The organism is Agrobacterium sp. FDAARGOS_525, assembly GCF_003938925.1.
Taxonomy (GTDB): Bacteria; Pseudomonadota; Alphaproteobacteria; order Rhizobiales; family Rhizobiaceae; genus Agrobacterium; species Agrobacterium pusense.
In genome coordinates, this window is sequence record NZ_RKIU01000003.1 from 2339386 (window position 1) to 2363780 (window position 24395).

The 24395-nt window shown below is 59.1% G+C and carries 22 protein-coding genes; 9 read left to right on the plus strand and 13 right to left on the minus strand.

Features of this window, described 5'->3' with window-relative positions:
* Window positions 1–83: 83 nt before the first annotated feature.
* Together uppD and uppC are read right to left on the minus strand one after the other, a co-directional pair.
* Window positions 84–1226 (minus strand): polysaccharide biosynthesis type 4 glycosyltransferase UppD, encoded by a 1143-nt coding sequence (uppD, locus tag EGT36_RS12860; protein WP_035207901.1) that lies wholly within the window; start codon window positions 1224–1226, stop codon window positions 84–86.
* 15 nt (window positions 1227–1241) lie between these two features.
* Complete coding sequence (uppC, locus tag EGT36_RS12865) at window positions 1242–1814, minus strand: polysaccharide export protein UppC (protein WP_004441270.1); 573 nt, start codon at window positions 1812–1814, stop codon at window positions 1242–1244.
* Window positions 1815–2024: 210 nt separating this feature from the next.
* Between uppC and uppB the strand changes: the two genes are divergently transcribed.
* Window positions 2025–4292 (plus strand): polysaccharide biosynthesis protein UppB, encoded by a 2268-nt coding sequence (gene uppB, locus EGT36_RS12870; RefSeq protein ID WP_125270449.1) that lies wholly within the window; start codon window positions 2025–2027, stop codon window positions 4290–4292.
* 8 nt (window positions 4293–4300) lie between these two features.
* On the opposite strand, the gene uppA is transcribed toward uppB, so the two are convergent.
* Window positions 4301–5533, minus strand: a complete 1233-nt coding sequence (gene uppA / locus EGT36_RS12875; protein ID WP_037089046.1) for a polysaccharide biosynthesis GNAT family N-acetyltransferase UppA — start codon at window positions 5531–5533, stop codon at window positions 4301–4303.
* A 97-nt stretch (window positions 5534–5630) separates the two neighbouring features.
* Complete coding sequence (locus EGT36_RS12880; RefSeq protein ID WP_004441278.1) at window positions 5631–5843, minus strand: DUF2842 domain-containing protein; 213 nt, start codon at window positions 5841–5843, stop codon at window positions 5631–5633.
* A 140-nt stretch (window positions 5844–5983) separates the two neighbouring features.
* Between EGT36_RS12880 and EGT36_RS12885 the strand changes: the two genes are divergently transcribed.
* Complete coding sequence (locus EGT36_RS12885) at window positions 5984–7087, plus strand: COX15/CtaA family protein (RefSeq protein ID WP_169692051.1); 1104 nt, start codon at window positions 5984–5986, stop codon at window positions 7085–7087.
* A 6-nt stretch (window positions 7088–7093) separates the two neighbouring features.
* Here the strand turns inward: EGT36_RS12885 and EGT36_RS12890 are convergent, their stop codons facing one another.
* The 6 genes from EGT36_RS12890 to EGT36_RS12915 all read right to left on the minus strand — a co-directional run bounded on the left by EGT36_RS12890 (window position 7094) and on the right by EGT36_RS12915 (window position 12058).
* The gene (locus tag EGT36_RS12890) at window positions 7094–7939 is read right to left on the minus strand and encodes an aminoglycoside phosphotransferase family protein (protein WP_086133883.1); all 846 of its coding nucleotides are present in this window, start codon (window positions 7937–7939) and stop codon (window positions 7094–7096) included.
* 10 nt (window positions 7940–7949) lie between these two features.
* Window positions 7950–8882, minus strand: a complete 933-nt coding sequence (gene argC, locus EGT36_RS12895) for an N-acetyl-gamma-glutamyl-phosphate reductase (RefSeq protein ID WP_004441284.1) — start codon at window positions 8880–8882, stop codon at window positions 7950–7952.
* A 70-nt stretch (window positions 8883–8952) separates the two neighbouring features.
* Window positions 8953–9906, minus strand: a complete 954-nt coding sequence (gene speB, locus EGT36_RS12900) for an agmatinase (protein ID WP_022556026.1) — start codon at window positions 9904–9906, stop codon at window positions 8953–8955.
* 129 nt (window positions 9907–10035) lie between these two features.
* Window positions 10036–10503 carry a 30S ribosomal protein S9 gene (gene rpsI / locus EGT36_RS12905; RefSeq protein ID WP_003521540.1) on the minus strand — a complete coding sequence of 156 codons (468 nt, stop codon included), beginning with the start codon at window positions 10501–10503 and terminating at the stop codon, window positions 10036–10038.
* Window positions 10504–10505: 2 nt separating this feature from the next.
* Complete coding sequence (gene rplM / locus EGT36_RS12910) at window positions 10506–10970, minus strand: 50S ribosomal protein L13 (RefSeq protein WP_004441288.1); 465 nt, start codon at window positions 10968–10970, stop codon at window positions 10506–10508.
* Window positions 10971–11221: 251 nt separating this feature from the next.
* Window positions 11222–12058 (minus strand): EamA family transporter, encoded by an 837-nt coding sequence (locus EGT36_RS12915; RefSeq protein ID WP_004441289.1) that lies wholly within the window; start codon window positions 12056–12058, stop codon window positions 11222–11224.
* A gap of 896 nt (window positions 12059–12954) precedes the next feature.
* Here EGT36_RS12915 and EGT36_RS12920 point away from each other — a divergent pair.
* The 3 genes from EGT36_RS12920 to EGT36_RS12930 all read left to right on the plus strand — a co-directional run bounded on the left by EGT36_RS12920 (window position 12955) and on the right by EGT36_RS12930 (window position 15106).
* Complete coding sequence (locus EGT36_RS12920) at window positions 12955–13389, plus strand: CoA-binding protein (RefSeq protein WP_022556028.1); 435 nt, start codon at window positions 12955–12957, stop codon at window positions 13387–13389.
* Between the two features lie 73 nt (window positions 13390–13462).
* Window positions 13463–14746, plus strand: a complete 1284-nt coding sequence (locus EGT36_RS12925; RefSeq protein WP_037089054.1) for an O-acetylhomoserine aminocarboxypropyltransferase — start codon at window positions 13463–13465, stop codon at window positions 14744–14746.
* Between the two features lie 15 nt (window positions 14747–14761).
* The gene (locus EGT36_RS12930; protein WP_037089057.1) at window positions 14762–15106 is read left to right on the plus strand and encodes a cupin domain-containing protein; all 345 of its coding nucleotides are present in this window, start codon (window positions 14762–14764) and stop codon (window positions 15104–15106) included.
* 23 nt (window positions 15107–15129) lie between these two features.
* Here the strand turns inward: EGT36_RS12930 and EGT36_RS12935 are convergent, their stop codons facing one another.
* Complete coding sequence (locus EGT36_RS12935; RefSeq protein ID WP_037089060.1) at window positions 15130–15444, minus strand: ArsR/SmtB family transcription factor; 315 nt, start codon at window positions 15442–15444, stop codon at window positions 15130–15132.
* Window positions 15445–15533: 89 nt separating this feature from the next.
* Here EGT36_RS12935 and EGT36_RS12940 point away from each other — a divergent pair, with 89 nt between their 5' ends.
* Window positions 15534–16304 carry an SDR family NAD(P)-dependent oxidoreductase gene (locus EGT36_RS12940; protein ID WP_162471989.1) on the plus strand — a complete coding sequence of 257 codons (771 nt, stop codon included), beginning with the start codon at window positions 15534–15536 and terminating at the stop codon, window positions 16302–16304.
* Window positions 16305–16316: 12 nt separating this feature from the next.
* Here EGT36_RS12940 and EGT36_RS12945 read toward each other — a convergent pair whose 3' ends face one another.
* Window positions 16317–17564, minus strand: a complete 1248-nt coding sequence (locus EGT36_RS12945) for a cytochrome P450 (RefSeq protein WP_037089062.1) — start codon at window positions 17562–17564, stop codon at window positions 16317–16319.
* A gap of 78 nt (window positions 17565–17642) precedes the next feature.
* Window positions 17643–18890 (minus strand): GGDEF domain-containing protein, encoded by a 1248-nt coding sequence (locus EGT36_RS12950; RefSeq protein ID WP_037089064.1) that lies wholly within the window; start codon window positions 18888–18890, stop codon window positions 17643–17645.
* A gap of 447 nt (window positions 18891–19337) precedes the next feature.
* Between EGT36_RS12950 and clpP the strand changes: the two genes are divergently transcribed.
* The 3 genes from clpP (at window position 19338) to lon (ending at window position 24372) form a co-directional block, all read left to right on the plus strand.
* Entirely contained in the window at window positions 19338–19970 is a 633-nt protein-coding gene (clpP, locus tag EGT36_RS12955; protein ID WP_004441299.1) for an ATP-dependent Clp endopeptidase proteolytic subunit ClpP, read from the plus strand.
* 292 nt (window positions 19971–20262) lie between these two features.
* Window positions 20263–21540, plus strand: coding sequence for an ATP-dependent Clp protease ATP-binding subunit ClpX (gene clpX / locus EGT36_RS12960; RefSeq protein WP_003521528.1), 1278 nt, complete (start codon window positions 20263–20265; stop codon window positions 21538–21540).
* A 414-nt stretch (window positions 21541–21954) separates the two neighbouring features.
* Complete coding sequence (lon, locus tag EGT36_RS12970; RefSeq protein ID WP_004441301.1) at window positions 21955–24372, plus strand: endopeptidase La; 2418 nt, start codon at window positions 21955–21957, stop codon at window positions 24370–24372.
* Window positions 24373–24395 lie beyond the last annotated feature (23 nt).

Here is a 24395-nt window from a genome sequence, read left to right on the forward strand (position 1 = left end):
CCGAAACATGCTAAGAAACGTTTATGATGGGTTTCTTGAGGATGACGGAATATACAATCAAAAATCGTGTTTTTGAAATGATTTTAGAGCAACAGCAGGTCGCGATAGAGCTTCATCATGTCATCCGCCATGACCGGCGTCGAAAACTTCGCCCTGAAGCTGTCGGGGTGGGGCATGATCCGTTTCGCCCAACCGGCATCTTCAGCATCCCTGGCCATGGCCCTCGCCAGCGCCTCGACGTCGCCGGCCGGGACGAGCGCGTCGCTTTCTTCTCCCAAGACTTCGGGAATCCCGCCGACATGGGAGGCGATGACCGTTTTCCCCGCCGCAAGTGCTTCCAGCACGATATAGGGCATGGCCTCCGCGCGCGAGGGGACTACCACCGTCGTGGCCAGGGCGAAGGCCTGTCTGGCGGGCATGGCGGCATGCATGGAAATGCGCCGGGAAAGACCGGCCTTGTCGATCATCGCCGCGTATTTGTCCCTGTCCGGCCCGTCGCCGACGATGACACCGGACATCGGCCGGCCGATGCCGCGCTCCATTTCCGCGAAGGCCTTGATGAAGAGGTCAGGCCCCTTAAGGTCGCGGAGCATGCCGATATAGAGAAAATGCGCCGCGCCCTCTTGCGCGGGGACGGGCTCGAACTCGTTTTCCTGTACGCCGTTATAGATCATCGCGGTACGGGTGCGCGGTTTGCCAACCTTGGCTTCATAGGCCGCCTGCTCGAACTTGCAGACGAAACAGAGCGCATCGGTGAACCGTTCCTGAAACCGCTCCAGCCGCAGGAAGAGCTGTCCTTTCAGGGTGTTGCGGGCATAATGCAGGCTTCCGCCGTGCGGTGAATAGAGGCGGGCTACGCGATACCTGTTCGCCCGCAGCAATGAGCCGATCAGCCGGGCCAAAGCGCCACCCTTGGCGCTGTGCCCGTGCAGAATGTCCGGCCGCAAACTTTTGATGTGTTTGTAGGATTTCCAAAGCGCCAGCAGGTCGCCCGGGGTAATGGAGCGCCGGATGGGCAGGCGCGTCAGGCCGAGCTCCAGCATCGGCGCAATCTGCGCGAAAAGCCTCTCCTCATGCGCGCCGCCGGTGGAACTGTCGCAGACGATGCCAACCTTGTGGCCCTGCCTGACATGTTCTTCGATAAGATCACGCACATGGCGGAAAACGCCGCCCACCGGCGAGCGAAAACAGTGAATGATGCGCAGGGGAGGGCCGTCGTCCGACACGTTCGCCGCGCCCCTTCAGAAGAATCGTTCACGCACATAGACGGTATCACCCGCAAGAATGGGTGCGGTTATACCGATCCGGCCCGTCATCACTTCCGCGTTTATCTTGCGGGTGACGTCGACATCTGCCTGATTGGCGCGCGGGCTGAAGCCGCCGGCAATGGCGATGGCGTTCTGCACCGTCATGCCCGGCACATAGGAATATTGGCCAGGACGGCCCACTTCGCCCATGATGAAGACGGGGCGATAACGATCTATCTCGATCGTGACATCGGGATCGCGCAGATATCCCTGCCGAAGCTTGGCCGCGATCGCGGCTTCCAGCTGTGGCAGCGTCTTGCCCCGCGCGGGCACCTGGCCGACGAGAGGGAAGGCGACATAGCCCGCCTGATCGACCGTATAGGTATTTGTCAGCCCGGCCTGTTCGAACACGTTGATACGCAGTCTGTCGCCGCTGTCGACGTGATAGGGTTGCAGTGCGGCCTCATTGAATGACCGCGGCGCAGGCTGATAGGCCGAACAGCCGGAAAGGGCCGTCAGAACGGCAAACGTCAGTGCGGTGACATGTCGTGATCCGGCGAGCGGCATCTCATCTGGCTCCGAGTCGAACTTTGATCATTCTTATCGTTCTGTTAGGGTTAATGCACGGTAAACGCGCGGCGTCAGGCCTGGTAATATCGGCTTTATTTCGTCGGAGTCTCGGTGATTAACGGTTGTGTTACCCGCAAGACTTAAACTTCGCGAAAATTGACCATCTTTATTTGAGCGCCCGAGGTTTATCTCGGTTACGGAGCCCGTATGAACGGCGATCGCATTGACGACAGGGATGTGGATATTGATCTTGCGCAACTCGTCGCGGCCATATGGCGGCGTCGGGGAAGAATCGCGGCCATAACGCTGCTGGCCGGCGGCGGCGCCTTTGTCGTTTCCAGCATGATGTCGCCCGCCTATAAGGGCGAGGCGCGCGTGCTCATTGAATCCCGTGCTGCTTCCTTTGGCGCTTCCCAGCAGTCCAACGCGCCGGCCGAGCCAGTGCTGGACGAACTGACAGTATCCAGCCAGGTGCAGATCCTGCAGTCCGTCGACGTCATCAAGCAGGTCGCCAGGGACATGAAGCTCTATGAACTCGAGGAATTCGATCCGGAGGCGCATCCTTCGCTGGTTTCGAGCCTGCTGGTTGCCGTCGGCGTCAAGAAGGATCCACTTCAGGTTCTGCCTGAAGAGCGGGTGCTGAAGGCGTTCCGCGAGAAATTGCAGGTCTATCAGGTCGAGAGTTCTCGTGTCATCACGGTCGAGTTTTCTTCAGAGGACCCGAAGCTCGCTGCAGCCATCCCGACCGAGATGATGAAGGCCTATCTCGCGCTGCAAAGCGGCGCGAAGCTCGATACTAGCACGGAAGCAGCGCGCTGGCTTGAGCCGGAAATAGCCACGCTGCGGGAAAAGGTGCGGGAGGCGGACAAGAAGGTCGCGGATTATCGTGCCTCCTCCGATCTCTTGTCGGCCGGGCAGGGCGAGACGCTCGCCACACGTCAGCTGAGCGACATCTCCACGGAACTCGGCCGTATCCGCGGCGAGCGCGCCAATGCGGAGGCGCGCGCAGAAGGCGTGCGCAACGCGCTTGCCAGCGGTCGTCCTCTCGATACCTTTCCCGATGTCGTCGCTTCTCCCACCATCCAGAGGCTGAAGGAAAACGAAACCAACATCCGCAGCCAGATTTCCGATCTTTCGTCTTCGCTGCTGGAAGGCCACCCCCGCATAAGGGCGCTGCGCAACCAGCTCGATGGCATCGAAAGGCAAATTCAGGAAGAAACCCGCAAGGTGCTGGCAAGTCTCGAAAACGAGGCCAATGTCTCACGCCTTCGAGAGCGGCAACTGGTGCAGCAACTGAACGTGCTGAAATCGGAAAGCGTGCGTGCCGGTGAGCAGCAGGTGGGCCTTAACGACCTGGAGCGGGAAGCATCCGCGCAGAGGCAGCTTCTGGAAACCTATCTCGCCCGCTATCGCGAGGCGACGTCGAGGGCTGGCTCTGCAGATTCCACGCCGGCCGATGCGCGTGTGATTTCGACGGCAGTTGAGCCACGCGAACCCTATTTCCCGAAAACCGGTGCCATCACCATCGTTGTCACGCTCGCAGCATTTCTGCTGTCCTGCATTGTCGTCATGCTGGTGGAACTCTTTACGGGTAGGGCGCTGAAACCGGTCGGAAGAAGTCAGGTTCCACCGCTTTCCGATCCGCCACCACCTGCACGCGGGCCGGTTGAAGCGGATGAGACGACGGATGCGCCTGAGCAGCCGGCGTCGGCACCTGCTGAAAATGTGGCGCCGGGCGTCCGCGCCATGCCGGTTGCGGCACAACAGCCCGTCGCCGTAGAAGAGAAACGGCGTGACCCGCCCGCAGCCACTGCCATGCCGCCGGCATTGGCGGCAGAAGATGTCGCGGCTGCGAAAGAGGCGGTGGTGGATGAGGATGCCGATGCCGCCAGTGACTTTTCGATCGACGCCGTGGCGGGCTTTCTGTCCACACGGCTCGCCAAACCCGTCGCCGCCATTGTATCTCCGGCCGGTGACAGCGGTTCGACCACGAGCGTCATGCTGGCGCGCGCATTGTCTGAAATGGGGCGTTCGGTCGTTCTCGTCGACATGACGGCATCTGCCTGCCCGACGCGGCTGATGTCGCCCGAGGCCGGACTTCCCGGCGTCATGGACCTTCTGGCAGGAGCGGCCGCCTTCGGTGAAACCATTCACGGCGACCGTCTGTCAGATGCGCATATCGTTCCACGCGGCAATGCGCAGCCCCGCGAGGCGATGCGTGCTCTGGACCGCCTGACGATGATCCTCGGTGCGCTTTCCGACGCTTACGACACGGTGCTTGTGGAGTGTGGAGCGGTGCAGATTTCGAGCCTCGAAAAAATGCTGCGCAATCTGCCGGCAGAAATCATTGTCTCGGTTCCAGGCAAGGACGGGGAGATGCTGGAGAAAACGCTCGGAGAACTGGTTGCTCATGGCTACGAGCAGGCTCTGCCGATGACCGGCATGCGAAAGCCGGACCACCTGAGCGCGGCCTGAACGGCTGTTCAGTCGAGACCCCTTGTCGAAGCTGCTGTCGGCCGGCCGGCGCGGAAACGCTGAATGAGCGCATAGAGAGCCGGATTGGATTTGATCAGGCTTTTCGTTCGGGCGATCGCGACATAGGCTGCTGCGGCGACGCGACCTTTCACCGTTACCGGCAGGAATATATCGTGCTGAACGGTGAAAAGCGGGCACCAGCTGCGCTTGTAGAGCTGGTCGCCGACCCCGAAATCGAAGATCGCAGCCCTTTGGTGGCACGCCCTTTCAATCATCAGCCAGAACAGCAATTCCCCGGGGCTGAGTTCTGAAACGGATTCATCGATCGAACCGAACTGGCAGATGATGTGGTCCTGCTTGCGCGAAAGACCGGCTATTGCGGCGATGACGCCCTCGTTCTCGCCGTGCAGGCGAATGGCATGCAGCTCCAGCAGACTGTCTGTGCCCGTCTCGGGAAAATTGGCCAGGTCGTAAAAGAAATCTTTTACCGATTGGTCGCGAAAGACATCCGGAATGCCCTGCGATGCAAAACGGGCGGCTTTCTGCCGAAAGAAGGCCTGCAATAATTCACATCTTTCCTGTGGAGAATGCGCGATCACATGGCTGTAACCGCCCATTTCCTCGGTTCTCCGGCTCTGGATCCGGAATTTCTTCCGCCGTCTCTTGGCATTGACCTGCCGGAGCGTGGCCTCGAAACTTTCGAGCAACGGAAGCTGGAAGGCCGGATTCTGGTTTTCGACCGAAGCTAGATGCGACAGGGGGTTGGTCCTGCCGCGCCACGTCAGCGGTATGTTCTGCAAAGCCAGAATGTCGGCCCGGCCATGCAGCAGCTTCCGCGCCTCGCGGGCAATCGCCGCCGCGATTTCCTCTCCGGCCTGTTCGGCAAAGGAGGGGTCGAAAAGCCCGGTATTGATATTGTTGAAACGGCCGCCGGGGAAACGCGCCTTGCGAATGCCACCCTCCAACACGATTTCAAGCGGAAGCAGGAAGATCGTCTTGCCGCCCTGCCGGCCGCGAAGCGTCAGGAGCGCGCTGTCCTGCGTTTGTGCCCAGATGGAGCACCACCCAAAACCCTGATGCAGGGAGTTGAGCGGATCGTTTTCCAGCCGCTTCCAATCGACATGGATGGTGGAAGCGTCATCGACGAGATCGACCGACAGACGGTCAGCGCCCCGCCGCTCGTTTTGCACGGCGGTCGGCGCTTGCTCGTCGCTGGTAAAGACCGGCCCCTCAGCCGCCATCCACTCTCTCCGGTTGTTTCGGTCGGACTATATCTTTGAGCGGCAAACAATCGGTTTATAAAATTGCGACCTTAAGGTGTCACGCGGTGGTCCCGCATTAGCCCTGTCTTTTTGGCCCGGCCATCCATTTGATGATCAGCATCGCCGGCAAAATCCACAAAATTCCTGTCAGCACGAAATAAGCGAGATGCACCCACCAGGGCGATTGCGCCAGCGCCGCCGATGCAATGGCCGTCGCCACCACGGCGTAAACGACGACGAGGCAGATGATGACGATGGTGCCGATAAGCGATCTGAGGCGAGGGTGCATGAAATCTTCCGTGATTGAACAGGTGCATGACTATAGCGCCGCGACCGGATGCCGCAAACCCTGAGGCCTTGTTTTGTGGTGCCGGTTGGGGCTAATCAACATGGCTGTATGAAGGAGACTGAAAGATGAGTTCGAGCGGCATGACGATGGCCAATGGTTCCGCGGAAATGGTGGTGCAGGCTGCCCTGCAGAAGCAGGAAAAGGACCGCCGCCTGCTGCGCGTCTGGCTGCGCCTCGTGCTTTTCACACTCTTCTGTCTGGTGCTCGTTGGTGGCGCAACCCGCCTGACCGAATCCGGCCTGTCGATTACCGAATGGAAACCGATCCATGGCGCGATACCGCCGCTCTCCGTTGCGGAGTGGGAAGAGGAGTTCCAGCTCTACAAGCGCATTCCGCAATATCAGGAAATCAACAAGGGCATGTCGCTCGACGAGTTCAAGACGATCTTCTGGTGGGAATGGGCGCATCGCCTGCTTGCCCGCGCCATCGGCCTCATCTTCGCTTTGCCGCTCGCCTTCTTCTGGCTGACAGGCCGCGTCGAAAAGCGCCTCCGGCTACCACTGGTCGGTCTACTGGCGCTTGGCGGCTTCCAGGGCTTCATCGGCTGGTGGATGGTCTCTTCCGGCCTCGTCAACCGCACGGATGTCTCGCAATATCGTCTTGCCACACATCTGACCATCGCCTGCCTCATCTTTGCGGGCTGCATGTGGATTTTGCGCGGCCTGTCCCATCATTCCCCCGAGGCCACCGACGAAAAGACGGGCAGGGGCTTTGCCGCGCTGTTGACGGTGCTCTGTCTCTTCCAGATCTATCTCGGCGCGTTGGTGGCGGGGTTGAATGCCGGCCTGTCCTATAATACGTGGCCGCTGATGGATGGTTCGCTGGTGCCGGGCGATCTCTTCCTGCAGCAGCCCTGGTGGATCAACCTCTTCGAAAACCCCAAGACGGTGCAGTTCATTCACCGCCTGGGCGCCTATACGCTGTTTGCCGCCACGCTGTGGCATATGGCATCGATGGCGCGCGCCTCGCCCGGTACGCCGCACGCCCGCCGCTCGGTGCTGTTCTTCGTGCTCGTCTGCATTCAGGCGGCGCTGGGAGTAACCACGCTGCTCATGCATGTGGATATTCATGTCGCGCTCGCCCATCAGGGCATGGCGCTGGTCGTGCTCGGTTTTGCGGTTGCCCACTGGCGCGGATTCATTGGAGAATATCCGCCGCCAGTTGCGGTTGAAGTCAGGGACTGAACTCGCTCAGAACTGTTTCAGGACGGCCTTAATGGTTGCCGCGACAGCGAGTTCGTTGTCGCGTTCTTCCGCATTTTCGTCCTCTTCATGCCACGCGGCAGAAAGGCAGCCATAGGCAAAGGCATATTGCAGCAATAGCCGTTCGTCCCGTTGGAGAGCCTTCGCAAAAATCGCCGCCATGGAGGCGATGCGCGCTTCGCTGCGGGTGAGGTCAAAACGGTCGAGCGGATTGGAGAACATGTTGGCGACATCGAGCGCCGCATCGCCGATCAGGCCAGCGGGATCGATGATGATCCAGCCGCGATCGCTGCGCATGATATTCTCATGGTGCAGATCGCCATGCAGCGGCTTGATATCCCGCTGCTGGCCGATCAGTTCCTGCGCAAGCGTGGCGGCCTCGATATAGGCGCTGTCGATGCCGTCGGAACGATCCTGTTCGGCCTTGCGGAACAGACTTTCGAAATAGAGAGGCAGCGTCAGCAGACTTGAGGGCGGCGGCTGCTCGGACGGCTGGTGATATCGAAGCAGGACCTCCGCTGCGATTTCCGTGGTGGAATCGTCGTCACCGTCGCGGAACAGCACGTCGCGCAGGGTCTCCGTGCCAGCATGTTCCATCAGAAGAATATCATCGGAGCGGTCAAGCAACTCCACGCAGCCGATCCCGGCGCGCCATTCGATGAAATCCGCGCCGCGAAGGCTGTCCGTCAATACTTTCTTCTTCAGAACCTTGGCGACCGCAAGGGAACCGTCATCGCGCACAAGCTCGTAGACCACCCCGGCAGGCGTATCCGCAATCTGCTTTACGGCCTCGATATTCCACGAGGCCGGAAAAGAGGGCGTGGTCATGGTCACGAGCAACGTCTCATGCGGAAAGCATCAGTTCCATGTTCTGCACGGCAGCACCGGAGGCACCCTTGCCGAGATTGTCGAGTAACGCGACGAGGTTGATATGCTCGCCGCCCTCGGTGCCGAAGACGAAGAGCTTCATCGTATCCTTGCCAGCCAATTCCTCGGCATCGATACGCGCCAACCCCTTGCTCTCGGCCAGAGGCACGACGCTGACGATATCCTGTCCAGCGTAATGGGCGGTGAGTGCCGCATGGATCGTTTCGATATCAGTGCCTTCCTTAAGGTCGGCGGCGAACAGCGGCACCTGGACGATCATGCCCTGCGGGAAGCGACCGACGGAGGGCGAAAACAGCGGCGCGCGGTCAAGCTGGCCGTGAATGGTCATTTCAGGCACATGCTTGTGCTTGAGCGTCAGGCCATAAAGGAAATTATTGGCGCTGATGGCGTCGTCGCGGCTCTGGTCTTCCATTTGCGCAATCATCTGCTTGCCGCCGCCAGTATAGCCGGAGACCGCATTGACGCTGACAGGATAACCGTCCGGCAGGAGGCCAGCGGCCCGCAGCGGGCGAATAAGGGCGATCGCACCGGTCGGATAGCAGCCGGGATTGGCGACGAGGCGGGCAGAGCGAACCTTCTCGCCCTGGTCCTTATCCATTTCGGCAAAACCGTAAGCCCAGTCCTGATGAACGCGATAAGCGGTGGAGGTATCTATGATGCGGACATTATTGTTGCCAGCCACCATGGAAACCGCTTCCCGGGACGCGTCGTCCGGCAGGCAGAGGATCGAAATGTCGGCGCTATTGAGCATATCCTCGCGCATCGCCGCATTGCGGCGCTCGGCTTCCGGAATGGACAGCAACTCGATATCGCGGCGACCGGCAAGGCGCGTGCGGATCTGCAGACCCGTGGTGCCGTGTTCGCCATCGATGAAGATCTTCGCTGTCATGTCCTTGTCCTGACTTTTCAGAGGGTTGCGAGGGTAGTCGGAATCAGTTTGGCAAGTGCCGTCGTCTTTGTCAGCCAGCCTTGGCCAGCCGTTCGGCACGCAGGCCAAGCATATACATTGCAACGGTCGCTCCGGCAATGGCGGTAATATCCGCATGGTCGTAGGCGGGTGCCACCTCCACGACGTCGGAGCCGCGAATATCGAGCTGGCCAAGCCCACGCAAAACGGAGAGAATTTTAGCGCTGGTCGGCCCGCCGGCGACGGGTGTGCCGGTTCCCGGCGCGAAGGCGGGATCGAGGCAATCGATATCGAAGGTGAGATAGGTGGGCATACCGCCCGTGTGCTTGACGATCAGCGACGCGATATCGCTGGCCCGCATGTCCTCCACCTCGTAACCGTGGAGAATCCGAATGCCGAAATCGTCAGGCGCGTGGGTGCGGATGCCGATCTGGATCGAGCGGTCGGCATCGATCAGCCCGTCGCGCACGGCGCGGGCCACGAAGGAGCCGTGGTCGATGCGCTTGCCATCGTCGAACCATGTATCCTGATGCGCGTCGAACTGCACCAGCGCGAGTGGGCCGTGCTTGGCCACATGCGCTTTCAGCAATGGCCAGGTGATGAAATGATCGCCGCCGAGCGTCAGCAGGTAATCCGTCTTGGAGATGATCCTGCGCGCTTCCTTTTCGATCGTGTCAGGCGTTTTCCAGTGGTTGCCGTAGTCAAGCAGGCAGTCGCCATAATCAATGGTCGGCATATGGACGAAGAGATCGCGCGCGAAAGGATATTGCGGATCATTATCAAAGATCGCCGAGGCGCGGCGGATCGCCTGCGGCCCGAAGCGCGCACCTGGCCGGTTGGAGGTGGCGGCGTCAAAGGGAATGCCCCAGACCGCCGTCGAAACGCCCTTGAGGTTCTTGGTATATTTGCGCCGCATGAAGGAGAGGACACCGGCATGGGTCGGGTCCGTGGCAGCCGATGTCAGGGACATTGCGGTGAAGGCATGGTCGATGGTTTTGGCCGGCATTGATCACCCATTGCGATTTGCGCCGAGGTTGCTGTCTTCCTGATGAAAAAACAAGGGAGGAGGCCATGAAAAAAGGCGGAGCCGAAGCCCCGCCTTTCGAAGTTCTGAACGAACCGTTCCTGGAAGCGATTAGCGCTTCGAGAACTGGAACGAACGGCGGGCCTTGGCCTTACCGTACTTCTTACGCTCGACAACGCGGCTGTCGCGGGTCAGGAAGCCACCCTTCTTCAGAACGGAGCGCAGGCCCGGTTCGAAGTAGGTGAGGGCCTTGGACAGACCGTGACGAACGGCGCCGGCCTGACCGGACAGACCACCACCGGCAACGGTGGCGATGATGTCGAACTGACCCGTGCGGGCAGCGGCAACGATCGGCTGCTGGAGGATCATCTGCAGAACCGGACGTGCGAAATACGTGGTGAAATCGCGGCCGTTGATGATGATCTTGCCAGAACCCGCCTTGACCCATACGCGGGCTACGGCGTTCTTGCGCTTGCCGGTCGCGTAGGAGCGGCCGAGAGTATCAACCTTGCGGACATGCACGGGAGCCGAAGCTTCCGAAGCCGGGGCGAGGTCTTTCAGAGAGGAAAGATCGGCCATTATCAGGCGCTCCTTACGTTCTTCTTGTTGAGCGCGGCAACGTCGAGAACGACCGGCTGCTGTGCTTCGTGCGGGTGGTTGGAACCGGCGTAAACGCGCAGGTTCTTCATCTGACGACGGCCGAGCGGACCGCGCGGGATCATGCGCTCGACGGCCTTTTCAACGACGCGCTCCGGGAAGCGGCCTTCGATGATCTGGCGAGCCGTACGCTCCTTGATGCCACCCGGGTGACCGGTGTGCCAGTAGTACTTCTTGTCGGAATACTTCTTGCCGGTGAGGGCAACCTTTTCCGCATTGATAACGATGACGTTGTCGCCATCATCAACGTGGGGGGTGTAGGTAGCCTTGTGCTTGCCGCGCAGGCGGGTTGCAACGATGGTGGCGAGGCGACCAACAACGAGGCCTTCGGCGTCGATGATGACCCACTTCTTCTCCACCTCAGCGGGCTTCTGAACGAAAGTAGACATGAATTTCACTTTCTAACGTGGACCCGTCATCCTCTTCATGAAGAGCATACGGGCGTTTCTTGTTGCTTGGTTTGGTTGCCGATAAGGGCTACCGCAAATGACCCTATTCCGGCTGGAATCCGATCTGGCGCGCTTATACGGTGCGCGAACGAAAGCGTCAATATGATCGATTTTGGAGGTCGCAAAAATAATCAAGTAAAAACAAACGGTTGATGATGGGGTATTATTTTACCCCATCATCTGACCTCGTTTTACCCCAGCCGCATCACCAGAACGCCCGCTGCAATGATGCCTCCGGCAAGGTAGCGCCAGATGCTGGCGCGTTCTTTCAGGATCACCACTGATATCACCAGCGCGAAAAGAATGGAGGTTTCCCGGAGTGCTGCGACGACGGCGACAGGCGCTTTGGTCATGGCGTAAAGCGCCAGCCCATAGGAGAGTATGGAGCCGCCGCCACCGATAAGGCCACGCCACCAGTTGCGCCGGACATGCTGGACGACGGGGCCGGCGCCCCGCTGGTAAAACGCGAAACCGAACAGCAGCACGGGTGGCAGCAGAGACATCCAGAGCGTGTATGAGATGGCGTTGCCGGAAAGCCTTGCGCCGACACCGTCGACGAAGGTGTAGGATGCAATCACGAAAGCGTTGAGCAGGGCGACCATGATCGCCTTTCCGCCCCCGCGCCTTGCCTCGAAAGCAAGCGTCAGGATCCCCGCGGAGATGACGCCGATGCCCGCAATCGCCAGCGGGCTCAAAATCTCGCTCAGGAACAGGCTGCTCGTCGCCGCCACGATCAAGGGTGCCACGCCGCGCATGACGGGATAGACAAGGCCGATGTCGCCGATCGTATAGGCGGCGGCGACAAGGCGGAAATAAGCGAATTGCAGGACGGCTGAGGCGATCAGGAAGGGAATGGCGACTGGCGAGGGAAACGGCAGGAAAGGCAGAAACGGCAGCGAACAGGCTGCAGCCCCCGCCGCAATCAACGAGGCGTCCAGCGATTTATCGGAACCGGATTTGACCAGCGCATTCCATCCGGCATGCAGCATAGCGCCCAGAAGCACCAGAATAAGAATGTCGAATGTCACAGTCAGAGACTCGCTCGCGGGCTTTTCGGGCAATCTACAGCATTGGCCTCAGAAACTGGAAGTCATTTTCCGGACGGGTAGGTGTACGCTTTCAATTGCCTCGCCGAGGCCGTCCCCAATCCGGTGCCTACCGGCTTTGTTTTTATGGATTATGACACGCGTCAAATTTTTGATTTCTATGCGTCATGAAAAAACGAGATCCAATATCGCGCATGAGACACGCTTTCCTGCTTCTGATTTAATCCGGAAAATAATGCCTGACGCACGGCGTGCGGATCAGCCTCGCGCTGCGGAGTTCCTTGAAAAATGACCGAGCACATCATTTATTCCAGTTGTTGGTATTGCGCCTGGCGTTTCAAATGAGCGTGCGGGCGACTAAAATCGTATGATGACCAATGAAAATAAATTTCAGAATTCCCATCGAAACTCCACTATAACGTTGCAGACTTATAGAATGGTTGGTTTACGAAATAACTTTTTGAAAATTAGTCGCGGCTAAATAACCGGTGAACGGAATGAAAACAAACAGGAGACGAAGAGCGCATGGAATGCACGCTAATGTTGTTTCCGCCTGTTTCGATGGCCGTTCGGCGCAATTTTTGAAAAGTGGATGAAAATACTCAATACATCCGGTGTGTGCGCGATTTTGTGAAATCATTTTGCGTCGATGAAAACGGGGTTGCAGAGTGCCGATCCGGCGGAGATATTAATTTTTGCGCTTTCGGGGTTCCGGAGACGACCGGAGCGTCCTAGATGAGAATGGCATCGCATGAAACGGCGTGAAGGTTGCCGGCGCTGGAACCATGCGGGAGAGGAGAGGCTGGTGGGCATTAAAGCAACGCTCCAGACGCCTGCGCCTCTCTGGATCAGGTGGTATGCCAAAGGAATAAGTTGACATGCAGCATGATACTTACGAAGCGGATTACCTCAGGAAAATCCTGACGAATGTCAAAACCATCGCCCTGCTGGGAGCTTCGCCCAATCCGGATCGGCCGAGCCATGGCGTCATGCGCTTCCTGCTGTCCAAGGGCTATCGCGTGTTTCCGGTCAATCCGGGTCAGGCGGGCAAGGAGATACTGGGACAGGCGGTCTATGCCCGGCTGGCCGATATTCCCGAGGCTGTTGATATGATCGATGTGTTTCGTGCGCCGGAATATCTTTCCGCGATTGTCGACGAGGCGATCTTGCTGCCGCAACGCCCAAAGGTGATCTGGGGTCAGCTATCCGTGCGGGACGATAATGCCGCCGCCAAGGCCGAGGCTTATGGCATTGACGTGGTGATGAACCGTTGCCCGGCAATTGAGTATCCGCGTCTCAATATCGCACGATAGTTGGTACGGATTGGGCTTATCATTTGGCGCCAAGGCATTATGATCCCTCCAGAATTCCATTGGAGGAAACACCATGCCGAGCAGCAATCCCGGTTTTTCAACGCTGGCCATCCATGCGGGCGCACAGCCTGATCCTACGACCGGCGCACGGGCGACACCCATCTATCAGACGACGGCCTACGCTTTCCGTGATGCGGATCATGCCGCCGCCCTGTTTGGGCTGAAAGAGTTCGGCAATATCTACACCCGCATCATGAACCCCACTCAGGCGGTTCTGGAAGAGCGTGTGGCCGCGCTTGAGGGTGGTACCGCAGCGCTTGCCGTCGCCTCCGGCCACGCCGCGCAATTGCTGGTTTTTCATACGCTGCTGCAGTCCGGCGACAATTTCATCGCCGCCCGTCAGCTTTACGGCGGATCGATCAACCAGTTCGGCCACGCCTTCAAAGGTTTCGACTGGCAGGTTCGCTGGGCCGACGCCACCGATCCCGCCAGTTTCGAACAGCAGATCGATGAGCGCACACGCGCCGTCTTCATAGAAAGCCTTGCAAATCCAGGCGGCACCTTTGTGGATATCGCCGCAATAGCCGAAGTTGCCCATAGGCACGGCCTGCCGCTGATCGTCGACAACACGATGGCAAGCCCATATCTGCTGCGACCGCTGGAACACGGTGCAGACATCGTACTGCATTCGCTGACGAAATTCCTCGGTGGCCACGGTAATTCCATGGGCGGCATCATCGTTGACGGCGGAACCTTCGACTGGTCGGCAACTGACCGGTTTCCGGCCCTGTCACAGCCCCGGCCCGAATATTCCGGCGTCGTGCTCCACCAGACTTTCGGTAATTTCGCCTTTGCCATCGCCTGCCGCGTGCTTGGCCTGCGCGATCTCGGCCCGGCGATTTCGCCCTTCAACGCCTTCCTCATTCTCACGGGAATTGAGACCCTGCCGCTGCGCGTTCAACGCCATTCAGACAATGCGCTTGCCGTCGCCAAATGGCTTAAGGCACATCCCAAGGTCGGCTGGGTGAATTATGCCGGCCTGGAGGAAAGCGACAATCACGCCCTCCAGCAGCGTTACTCGCCGAAGGGCGCGGGTTCGGTCTTTACATTTGGCGTCAAGGGCGGTTATGCGGCCGGCAAGGCGCTGGTCGAAGGGCTGCAGCTATTCTCCCATCTCGCCAATATCGGTGACACGCGCTCGCTCGTCATCCACCCGGCTTCCACCACCCATGCCCAGCTGACGCCGGAACAGCAGGCGGCGGCTGGCGCCGGTCCGGATGTGGTGCGTCTGTCCGTCGGAATCGAGGACGTTAACGACATCATTGCCGATCTTGAACAGTCGCTTGCAAAAGTCTGAGAGGTCGGCGTCGCGATGAGCAACCTACTGACATTCGAAGATGCTTCCCTCGAAGCAGAGCATGGTGCGCCAGCGCCGGAGCGATTGATCTCCGGCGACCCCAAATTCACCACATGGAATCTGGAGGAAGCGCCGGGCGGTATTTATGCCGGCATCTGGCAATCCACACCCGGAAAATGGCGTGTCGTCTATGACGAATGGGAATATTTCAGCATCCTCGAGGGCCATTCCATCCTGACCGAGGATGGCGGGGCCCCGCGTGACCTCAGACCGGGCGACAGGCTTGTGCTGCGGCCCGGCTTTACCGGCACCTGGGAAGTCGTGGAGACAACACGAAAAGACTATGTCATCAGGCTGTGACGGCGGAAATCCGCTCGGTCACGCTATTGCTGGTCGAACGAAATGATGGATTGAAGGAGCCCGGGAAAACGGGCTTCCAAATCGTCGATACGAACGACGCTGATATTCTCGACACCCTGTTTGTGGGTTCGAATTAAGCCTGCCTCCCGCAGGATCCGCATATGGCTGGACAGGGTTGAACGCGGCATGTCCTGACAGGGTGCCGCGGCTCCACAATTCTGTCCGGTCTCGGAGCCCCATAATTTTCGGATGATGCCCATGCGTGCCGGTTCGCCAAGAGCGGCGAGCACGGCCGTGAGCGAAATGTCTTCGCGTGCGGGATGAAAAAACTGAGCCATGGACCGCCTCTAGCACATGGATTGACAAGCTTCAATATTTCAATAAAACCGAAATACCGAATTATGGTTATTCGGAAATTACGACATTCATGGAGTTTGCAATGTCTGGATTATTCAGTGGGCAGGTCGTGGTCGTCACCGGTGGATCGACTGGCATCGGCTTTTCCGTCGCGAGATTGGCTCTGGAAGGCGGAGCCTCCGCCGTTTACGTGACGGGCCGCAATACCGCCAACCTCGAGGCAGCGGTCGCCAGGCTCGGGCAGGGGGCGATCGGCTTCGCGTCCGATGTTGCCAAGCTCTCCGATCTGGAGCGGCTCAAGGCGCGCATTGAAGCCGATGGCCGGAAGGTGGACGTGCTGGTCGCCAATGCCGGCATCGCCGAGAACAATGACCTCGGTGATACCCACGAGGCGCTGTACGACCGGATTTTCGACATCAACGTCAAGGGCGTTTTCTACACCGTGCAGACATTGCTGCCGGTCCTGCGCGATGGCGGCTCGATCGTGCTCACCGGGTCGATCGTCGGCAACAAGGGCCTGGAGAGGTTGAGCGCCTATAATGCTTCCAAGGCGGCCGTTCGCTCATTCGCCCGCAGTTTTGCCAACGACCTCAAGGCGCGGGGCATCCGCGTCAATACGGTTAGCCCGGGCGTGACCCGCACGCCGATCATGGAAAACGGCCTGAAGCTCGATGAAGAAAAGATCGCCGGTTTCGAGGCCTATCTGAAGGATGCCGCGCCGATCGGCCGGATGGCCGACCCCGACGAGATCGCTGAGGCCGTTCTGTTTCTGGCCTCTTCAAAGGCCAGTTACATCACCGGCGTCGAGCTTTCGGTCGATGGCGGTCTGGCCCAGATTTAAGGCCTGCGCACGCTACCAGCTGAGATCGAGCCGCTCCAGCCCATGGAAATGATAGACATCCTTGACCCTGGGCGGCTCGGCAATTTTCAGGCGCGGCAGGCGTTTGAAAAGCAGTGGCAGGGCAAGGTTCAGTTCCAGTCTTGCCAATGGCGCGCCGATACAGAAATGGATGCCGGCGCCGAAGGAGACATTGGCGCCTTCGTTGCGCTCCGGCCGGAAGGTCAGTGGATCAGGGAATTTTGACGGATCGAGGTTGGCCGCAGCCAGGATCAGGCTTACCTTGTCGCCGCGCTTGAACTGCACGCCGTCAATCTCGACCGGCTCCAGAACCCATCGCTGGAAGATGTGCACCGGCGCGCAGATCCGCAGGGTTTCCTCCACCGTGCGTTCCGTGGCGGCCTCGTCGCTGAACAAGGTCTGCGGCGATATCCCGCTCTCCAGAATGATACGCACGGAATTGCCGATCTGATGAACGGTCGCTTCATGGCCCGCGTTGAGCAGGACGATGGTGGTGGACACCAGCTCGTCGTCAGTCAGATATTGACCCTTGTGCTCGGTATGGATCATGTGGCTCAGCAGGTCGTCCTCAGGCTTGGCCCGCCGCTCGGCGATCACGCTGCGCACATAATCCGAAAATTCCTTCGCTGCCCTGTCGGCCAGAAGCTCGTCTTCCGGTGTGCGCTTGAACATGTACATGCCGACATAGGCATGCGACCACTTCAGCAGCTGCGGCCCCATTTCCTCGGGAATGCCGATCATCCGGGCGATCATCGTTACCGGGATGATATCGGCATAGGAGGAAAGCAGTTCCGTCTCGCCCTTCTCTTCGAAAGCGTCAATCAGCCGGTTGGCGAGTTCCTCTATTTCCGGCTTCATCTTGTCGACATGCCGTGACACGAAGGCGCGGTTGATCAGCGTGCGCAGCCGCGTATGCTCCGGCGGCTCCAGTTCCAGAAGCGAGTGCTGCTCGGCCAGGTCGAAATGCTTCACATGCTCAAGCGGCTCTGGCAGGCCGATCTCTTCACGACTTGCCACATGCAGGATCTGTCGTCCAAACCGGCGGTCGCGCAGCAGCGAGCTGACATCGTCATAAGAGGTGAAAAACCATTGTCGCTGCTCTTCCCAGTAGAAAGTGGGACATTGCGCGTGCAGGGCGGCGTAAACGGGGTTCGGATCGTTGTAAAAAGCCGGGTCGCGCGCATCGAGTGAAACGTGGCGGGTGGCGGAATCGATTTTGAGAAAGGGAAACGTCGCTGTCATGCTGATGGTTTATTCCGCGCTTGGCGCTTTGGGAAGGGCGGCAGGCGTTCCTTCATATGTCACCAAATGGTTACACCTTCACCGGCTGGCAATTGCGGATATCCGGTTCAGCGCCGCGACCTGCCGGTCGGCATTGTTATCCATAGGGTTTTCGTCACGGTCCGAGGCGGGCACGACGACATTGGCCGAATTTACGTGGATTACGGTCCGATTGCGCCCGGCTTTCTTTGCGGCATAAAGCGCTCGGTCGGCCTCGGTCATCATCACATTCAGCTCGGCGTCCTTGATCATCGCTTCGGATATGCCGACGCTGGTCGTCACCTTGATGGGTTCGCCGCGTGAGGTGATTTTCGAAAGAAGCAGATTGTTACGGATGGATTCGGCAAGCGTGACGGTGCTGGAGGGGCTTTCGACCTCCGCCACCAGCGCGAACTCCTCGCCGCCCATCCTCACGAAAAGGCCGCGGTCGCCGATCGCGCGTTGCGCGATTTGACAGAAATGCACCAGTACGGCGTCGCCGGACTGGTGGCCGTATCTGTCATTGATCTTCTTGAAATGGTCGATGTCGAAGAGAACAAGCGCCACATATCGGCTGGAGCCGTGCGAGCGCTTCTTGATGCGGTCGAACTCCTCCAGCAGACCACGCCGGTTAAGGACACCGGTCAGGTGATCGGTCATGGCGAGCCGGTGGAGACGAAGCTCGGTATCCTCCATGATGATCTTGGCGCTGATCATGATGATGGCCGTGAAGCCGAGCATGCCGGAAAAAGCGAGCGCCGATGTCAGCGGAATGGCGTTGGGCGCAGCCGCATTGGCCGGGATGACAATGGAGGCGACGACGGCGCCGGCAAAAGCCTGCAGGGTCAGAATCGTCGCCAGAACTTTTCTGCTGCGCGACCTGCGCTCGCCATTTGCCAGAAGCACACCGGCGAGCATGAAATAGCCCGTGGCCGCACTGGCGTGATAAAGCAGGATCCGGGCCACCATGTTTTCTCGCACGGGTGGGACGAACATTCCGGCGATCCACAGGAGGGCCGGAATGGCAATCCAGCCAGCGAGCTTGCGCTTCTCCAGGGACAAGAGGCCCGCGAGCCAGAAGCCGAAGGCGGAAAGCGCCAGCGCGTTGCCGACCTGAATGGACAGGAAACTGGAAATATCTCCGCGAAACGCCACCATGACGGTGCCGAAGCCGGTGGCGAGAAAGCCGGCGGCGAAATAGAGATTGTGCCGGCGGGAAGGGCGGTGCAGCCACAGCGTTCCCAAAAGCACGGCAAGGGTGAACGTCTCCGCCGCCCATAGTAGCGTGCTCGTCTTTGCATCCAGCATTGCAAAATCCTATCTGCGCCATCATGCGGCAAAAGCGGAGAAGCTCGCACGACGTGCGTTATTCCCGCTGAATTGTTGAGCTGCCATTTCGCCCGGATAGGGCTGTTCGCCGATGGGAACCGAAATTCGTTTTTCAGTATCAGCAGCAAATACTAACGAGTTCTTGCCGGTTAGAAGTTATATCTGTGCATGAAGTACATTTTTTTGGTCCTCGCCAGTCTTGGTAAAAAATTGATGGCGGGGAGACAAATGGCTGCGGCCGGGACGAACGGGTGCAAAAGCCCGCCGCGGCCGGCGTCCGAAGCCCTGCAAACGCTGTTGAGCCGTTAAGGATATGCGGCTTCGTGTCTTGAAGTACGGGGCAGGGACACTCTATGTAGGGAGTATGAAGGTTAGAAGTGATTCCGGGGCGGTTTCCGCAACGGGCAGAGTTGACAAAGGACGGACATGAAAAATCCAGTTGATACCGCCATGGCTCTGGTGCCGATGGTCGTTGAGCAGACCAATCGCGGCGAACGCTCCTACGACATATTTTCCCGTCTTCTCAAGGAACGCATCATTTTCCTCACCGGCCCGGTGGAAGACCAGATGGCGTCGCTCGTCTGCGCGCAGCTGCTGTTCCTCGAGGCCGAGAACCCGAAGAAGGAAATTGCGCTCTACATCAATTCGCCAGGTGGCGTCGTGACCGCCGGCATGGCGATCTACGATACGATGCAGTTTATCCGCCCTGCGGTCTCCACGCTCTGCGTCGGCCAGGCTGCCTCCATGGGTTCGCTGCTTCTCGCTGCCGGTGAAAAGGGAATGCGTTTCGCCACCCCCAACGCACGCATCATGGTGCACCAGCCATCGGGCGGCTTCCAGGGCCAGGCTTCGGATATCGAACGCCACGCCCGCGACATCATCAAGATGAAGCGCCGCCTCAATGAAGTCTACGTGAAGCATACCGGCCGCACGCTCGAAGAGGTTGAAAAAACCCTTGATCGCGACCATTTCATGGATGCAGACGAGGCGAAGGACTGGGGCGTGATCGACAAGATTCTGACCTCGCGCCAGGAAATCGAAGGCGCCGTCGCGAATTGAGGCGCGACGCTTTTTGACGTTTGTTTGACCCCGCAAAAGTAATTTCGGGGCTTTCAACCGGAACAGAAAGCGATATTAGTATATATAAAGGCTATGTTGATTTTTTATGACGCGGCCTTTGGTTTAATGGGGAATTCGTTGCCGCCGGTTATCAGCTCCTGTATCTGATACGGTTAGTACCCCGGGAAACGAGGCGGATACGGCAATGCACCCCAAGGGCGGCCGTATCTGCGGGCGGTAAGTTGACCGCGATCCGTTTGACGGACCTGCGGCGTGCTGGAAGGAAAGAGATATGAGCAAAGTCAGCGGCAGCAACGGCGGCGACTCTAAGAATACACTCTATTGTTCATTCTGCGGCAAGAGCCAGCACGAAGTCCGGAAACTCATTGCCGGACCGACGGTATTCATCTGCGATGAATGCGTCGAATTGTGCATGGACATCATCCGCGAGGAGAACAAGACGTCTATGGTGAAGTCGCGCGAGGGTGTGCCCACCCCGCAGGACATCATCAAGATCCTCGACGAATACGTCATCGGCCAGAAGCAGGCGAAGAAAATCCTGTCCGTGGCCGTTCACAACCACTACAAGCGCCTCGCGCACGCCTCCAAGAATGGCGATGTCGAGCTGGCGAAGTCGAACATCATGCTCGTCGGCCCGACGGGCTGCGGCAAGACCTATCTTGCCCAGACGCTCGCCCGCATCATCGACGTTCCCTTCACCATGGCGGACGCAACGACGCTGACCGAAGCCGGTTATGTCGGCGAGGACGTGGAAAACATCATCCTGAAGCTGTTGCAGGCGGCGGATTACAATGTCGAGCGCGCCCAGCGCGGCATCGTCTATATCGACGAAGTCGACAAGATTTCCCGCAAGTCGGACAACCCGTCCATCACGCGCGATGTGTCGGGCGAGGGCGTTCAGCAGGCGCTTCTGAAGATCATGGAAGGCACGGTCGCTTCCGTTCCGCCGCAGGGTGGCCGCAAGCATCCGCAGCAGGAATTCCTGCAGGTGGACACGACCAACATCCTGTTCATCTGCGGCGGCGCTTTTGCCGGCCTCGACAAGATCATCTCGGCCCGTGGCGAAAAGACCTCGATCGGCTTCGGTGCGACCGTCAAGGCGGAAGACGACCGTCGTGTGGGCGAAGTGCTGCGCGAGCTGGAGCCGGAAGATCTGGTGAAGTTCGGCCTCATTCCGGAATTCATCGGCCGTCTGCCCGTCCTGGCGACGCTGGAAGACCTGGATGAAGATGCGCTGATCCAGATCCTGTCCGAGCCGAAGAACGCTCTGGTCAAGCAGTACCAGCGCCTGTTCGAGATGGAAGACGTCGAGCTGACCTTCCACGAGGACGCGCTGCGCGAAATCGCCCGCAAGGCGATCACCCGCAAGACCGGTGCCCGTGGCCTGCGCTCGATCATGGAAAAGATCCTGCTGGATACCATGTTCGAACTGCCGACGCTGGAGGGCGTGCGCGAAGTGGTCATTTCCAACGACGTCGTCAGCGGCGTTGCGCGTCCGCTCTACATCTATGCGGACCGTCAGGAAGAAAAGACCAACGTCTCCGCGTAATCGGCTGCTGTGATGTTTGATGAAATCTGAGGCCCGCATCCGTGCGGGCCTTTTCTATTAGATGGGCCTTACGAAACTTGCGGCTAACTTGACGAAGCCCGATTTTGCGTTTGGAGCGGATTGCGCTTTGCTGATAAAGTCTTACAACTGATTTGCAGCGCGATATGACGGAAATGTGAATTTCGTCGGCGACCCGGTTCCTGAGCCCTCGAGGATAACCGGAAATGTCGGTAGTATTAGCCAGCGCTGAGTTTTGTTGAATTTCACGGTCCTGCCGTCGCGTAAGGCCGTCTGCTCCGACGACTTGAAATCGGTGTTTCGAAACTCCACTTTCAGTCTCGAGAAATGAGTATGCCGGACGCCCCCAAGACGTTCGGCAAAGTGTCCCGAAAGGGACCATGGAAAGGAAATGATATGACGAACATCACGTCTGCGGCATCTGGCGGTACCTATCCGGTACTTCCCCTGCGCGACATTGTCGTTTTCCCGCATATGATCGTTCCACTGTTCGTCGGGCGGGAAAAATCCATCCGTGCGCTCGAGGAAGTCATGGGCTCCGACAAGCAGATCATGCTTGTTACCCAGATCAACGCCAGCGACGACGATCCGGCGCCTGAAGCCATCCACAAGGTTGGCACGGTCGCCAATGTCCTGCAGCTTCTTAAGCTTCCCGATGGCACCGTGAAGGTGCTGGTGGAAGGCAAGGGCCGCGCCCAGATCGACAGCTACACCGGTCGCGAGGATTTCTACGAAGCCTCGGCCACGCCTTTGCAGGAGCCTGCCGAAGATCCGGTCGAGATCGAGGCGCTCTCGCGTTCGGTCGTTTCGGAATTCGAGAGCTATGTGAAGCTCAACAAGAAGATTTCGCCCGAGGTTGTCGGCGCTGCCGGTCAGATCGATGATTACTCGAAGCTCGCCGACACGGTCGCTTCGCACCTGTCGATCAAGATCACCGAAAAGCAGGAAATGCTGGAAACCGTCAGCGTGAAGCAGCGGCTTGAAAAGGCGCTTGGCTTCATGGAAGGCGAGATTTCCGTTCTTCAGGTCGAAAAGCGCATCCGCTCGCGCGTCAAGCGCCAGATGGAGAAGACCCAGCGCGAATATTACCTGAACGAGCAGATGAAGGCGATCCAGAAGGAGCTCGGCGACGGCGAGGACGGCCGTGACGAGATGGCCGAGCTGGAAGAGCGCATCGCCAAGACAAAGCTTTCCAAGGAGGCCAAGGAAAAGGCCGAAGCGGAAATGAAGAAGCTGCGCCAGATGAGCCCGATGTCCGCGGAAGCGACCGTCGTGCGCAATTATCTGGACTGGCTGCTTGGTCTGCCCTGGGGCAAGAAGTCCAAGATCAAGGCGGACCTCAACAATGCCGAGAAGATTCTGGATCAGGACCATTTCGGTCTGGACAAGGTCAAGGAGCGTATCGTCGAGTATCTGGCCGTGCAGGCCCGTGCGACGAAGATCCGTGGCCCGATCCTGTGCCTCGTCGGCCCGCCCGGCGTCGGCAAGACCTCGCTCGCCAAGTCGATCGCCAAGGCGACCGGCCGCGAGTATGTGCGCATGGCGCTGGGTGGTGTTCGTGACGAAGCGGAAATCCGCGGTCACCGCCGCACCTATATCGGCTCCATGCCGGGCAAGATCGTCCAGTCGATGAAGAAGGCCAAGAAGGCAAACCCGCTCTTCCTGCTCGACGAAATCGACAAGATGGGCATGGATTTCCGTGGCGATCCATCGTCGGCGCTGCTCGAGGTTCTCGATCCGGAACAGAACTCCACCTTCATGGATCACTACCTGGAAGTGGAATACGACCTGTCCGACGTGATGTTCGTGACCACGGCCAACACGCTGAACATTCCCGGCCCGCTGATGGACCGTATGGAAGTGATCCGCATCGCCGGTTACACGGAAGACGAAAAGCGCGAAATCGCAAAGCGTCACCTGCTGCCCAAGGCGATCAAGGAACATGCCCTGCGTCCGGAAGAATTCTCGGTCACCGATGATGCCCTGATGGTTGTCATCCAGCAGTACACCCGCGAGGCGGGCGTGCGCAGCTTCGAACGCGAGCTGATGAAGCTGGCGCGGAAGGCTGTCACCGAGATCATCAAGGGTAAGGTCAAGTCTGTTGAGGTTACCGCAGCAAACGTTCCGGATTATCTGGGCGTTCCGCGGTTCCGCCACGGCGAGGCCGAGCGCGAGGATCAGGTCGGTGTCGTCACGGGTCTTGCCTGGACGGAAGTCGGCGGTGAGCTGCTCACCATCGAAGGGGTGATGATGCCGGGCAAGGGCCGCATGACGGTTACCGGCAACCTCAAGGAAGTGATGAAGGAATCCATTTCGGCGGCGGCATCCTATGTCCGTTCGCGCGCCGTGGACTTCGGCATCGAGCCGCCGCGCTTCGACAAGAGCGACATCCACGTGCACGTTCCGGAAGGGGCAACCCCGAAGGATGGTCCGTCCGCCGGTGTCGCCATGGCAACCGCGATCGTCTCCATCATGACCGGTATTCCGGTCTCGAAGGATGTGGCGATGACGGGCGAGATCACGCTTCGTGGTCGCGTTCTGCCGATCGGTGGCCTGAAGGAAAAGCTGCTTGCAGCGCTTCGCGGCGGCATCAAGAAGGTGCTGATCCCGGAAGAAAACGCCAAGGATTTGGCGGAGATTCCGGACAATGTGAAGAACGAGATGGAAATCATTCCGGTGTCGCGCATGGGCGAGGTTATCAAGCACGCCCTCATCCGCCAGCCGGAGCCCATCGAGTGGGATGGCAGCATCGAGACGCCGGTGATCGCAACGGTCGAAGGTGTTGATGACGGCAGCCAGACCATCGCGCATTGAGACGCGTCGTCGCGAGGGCCGGA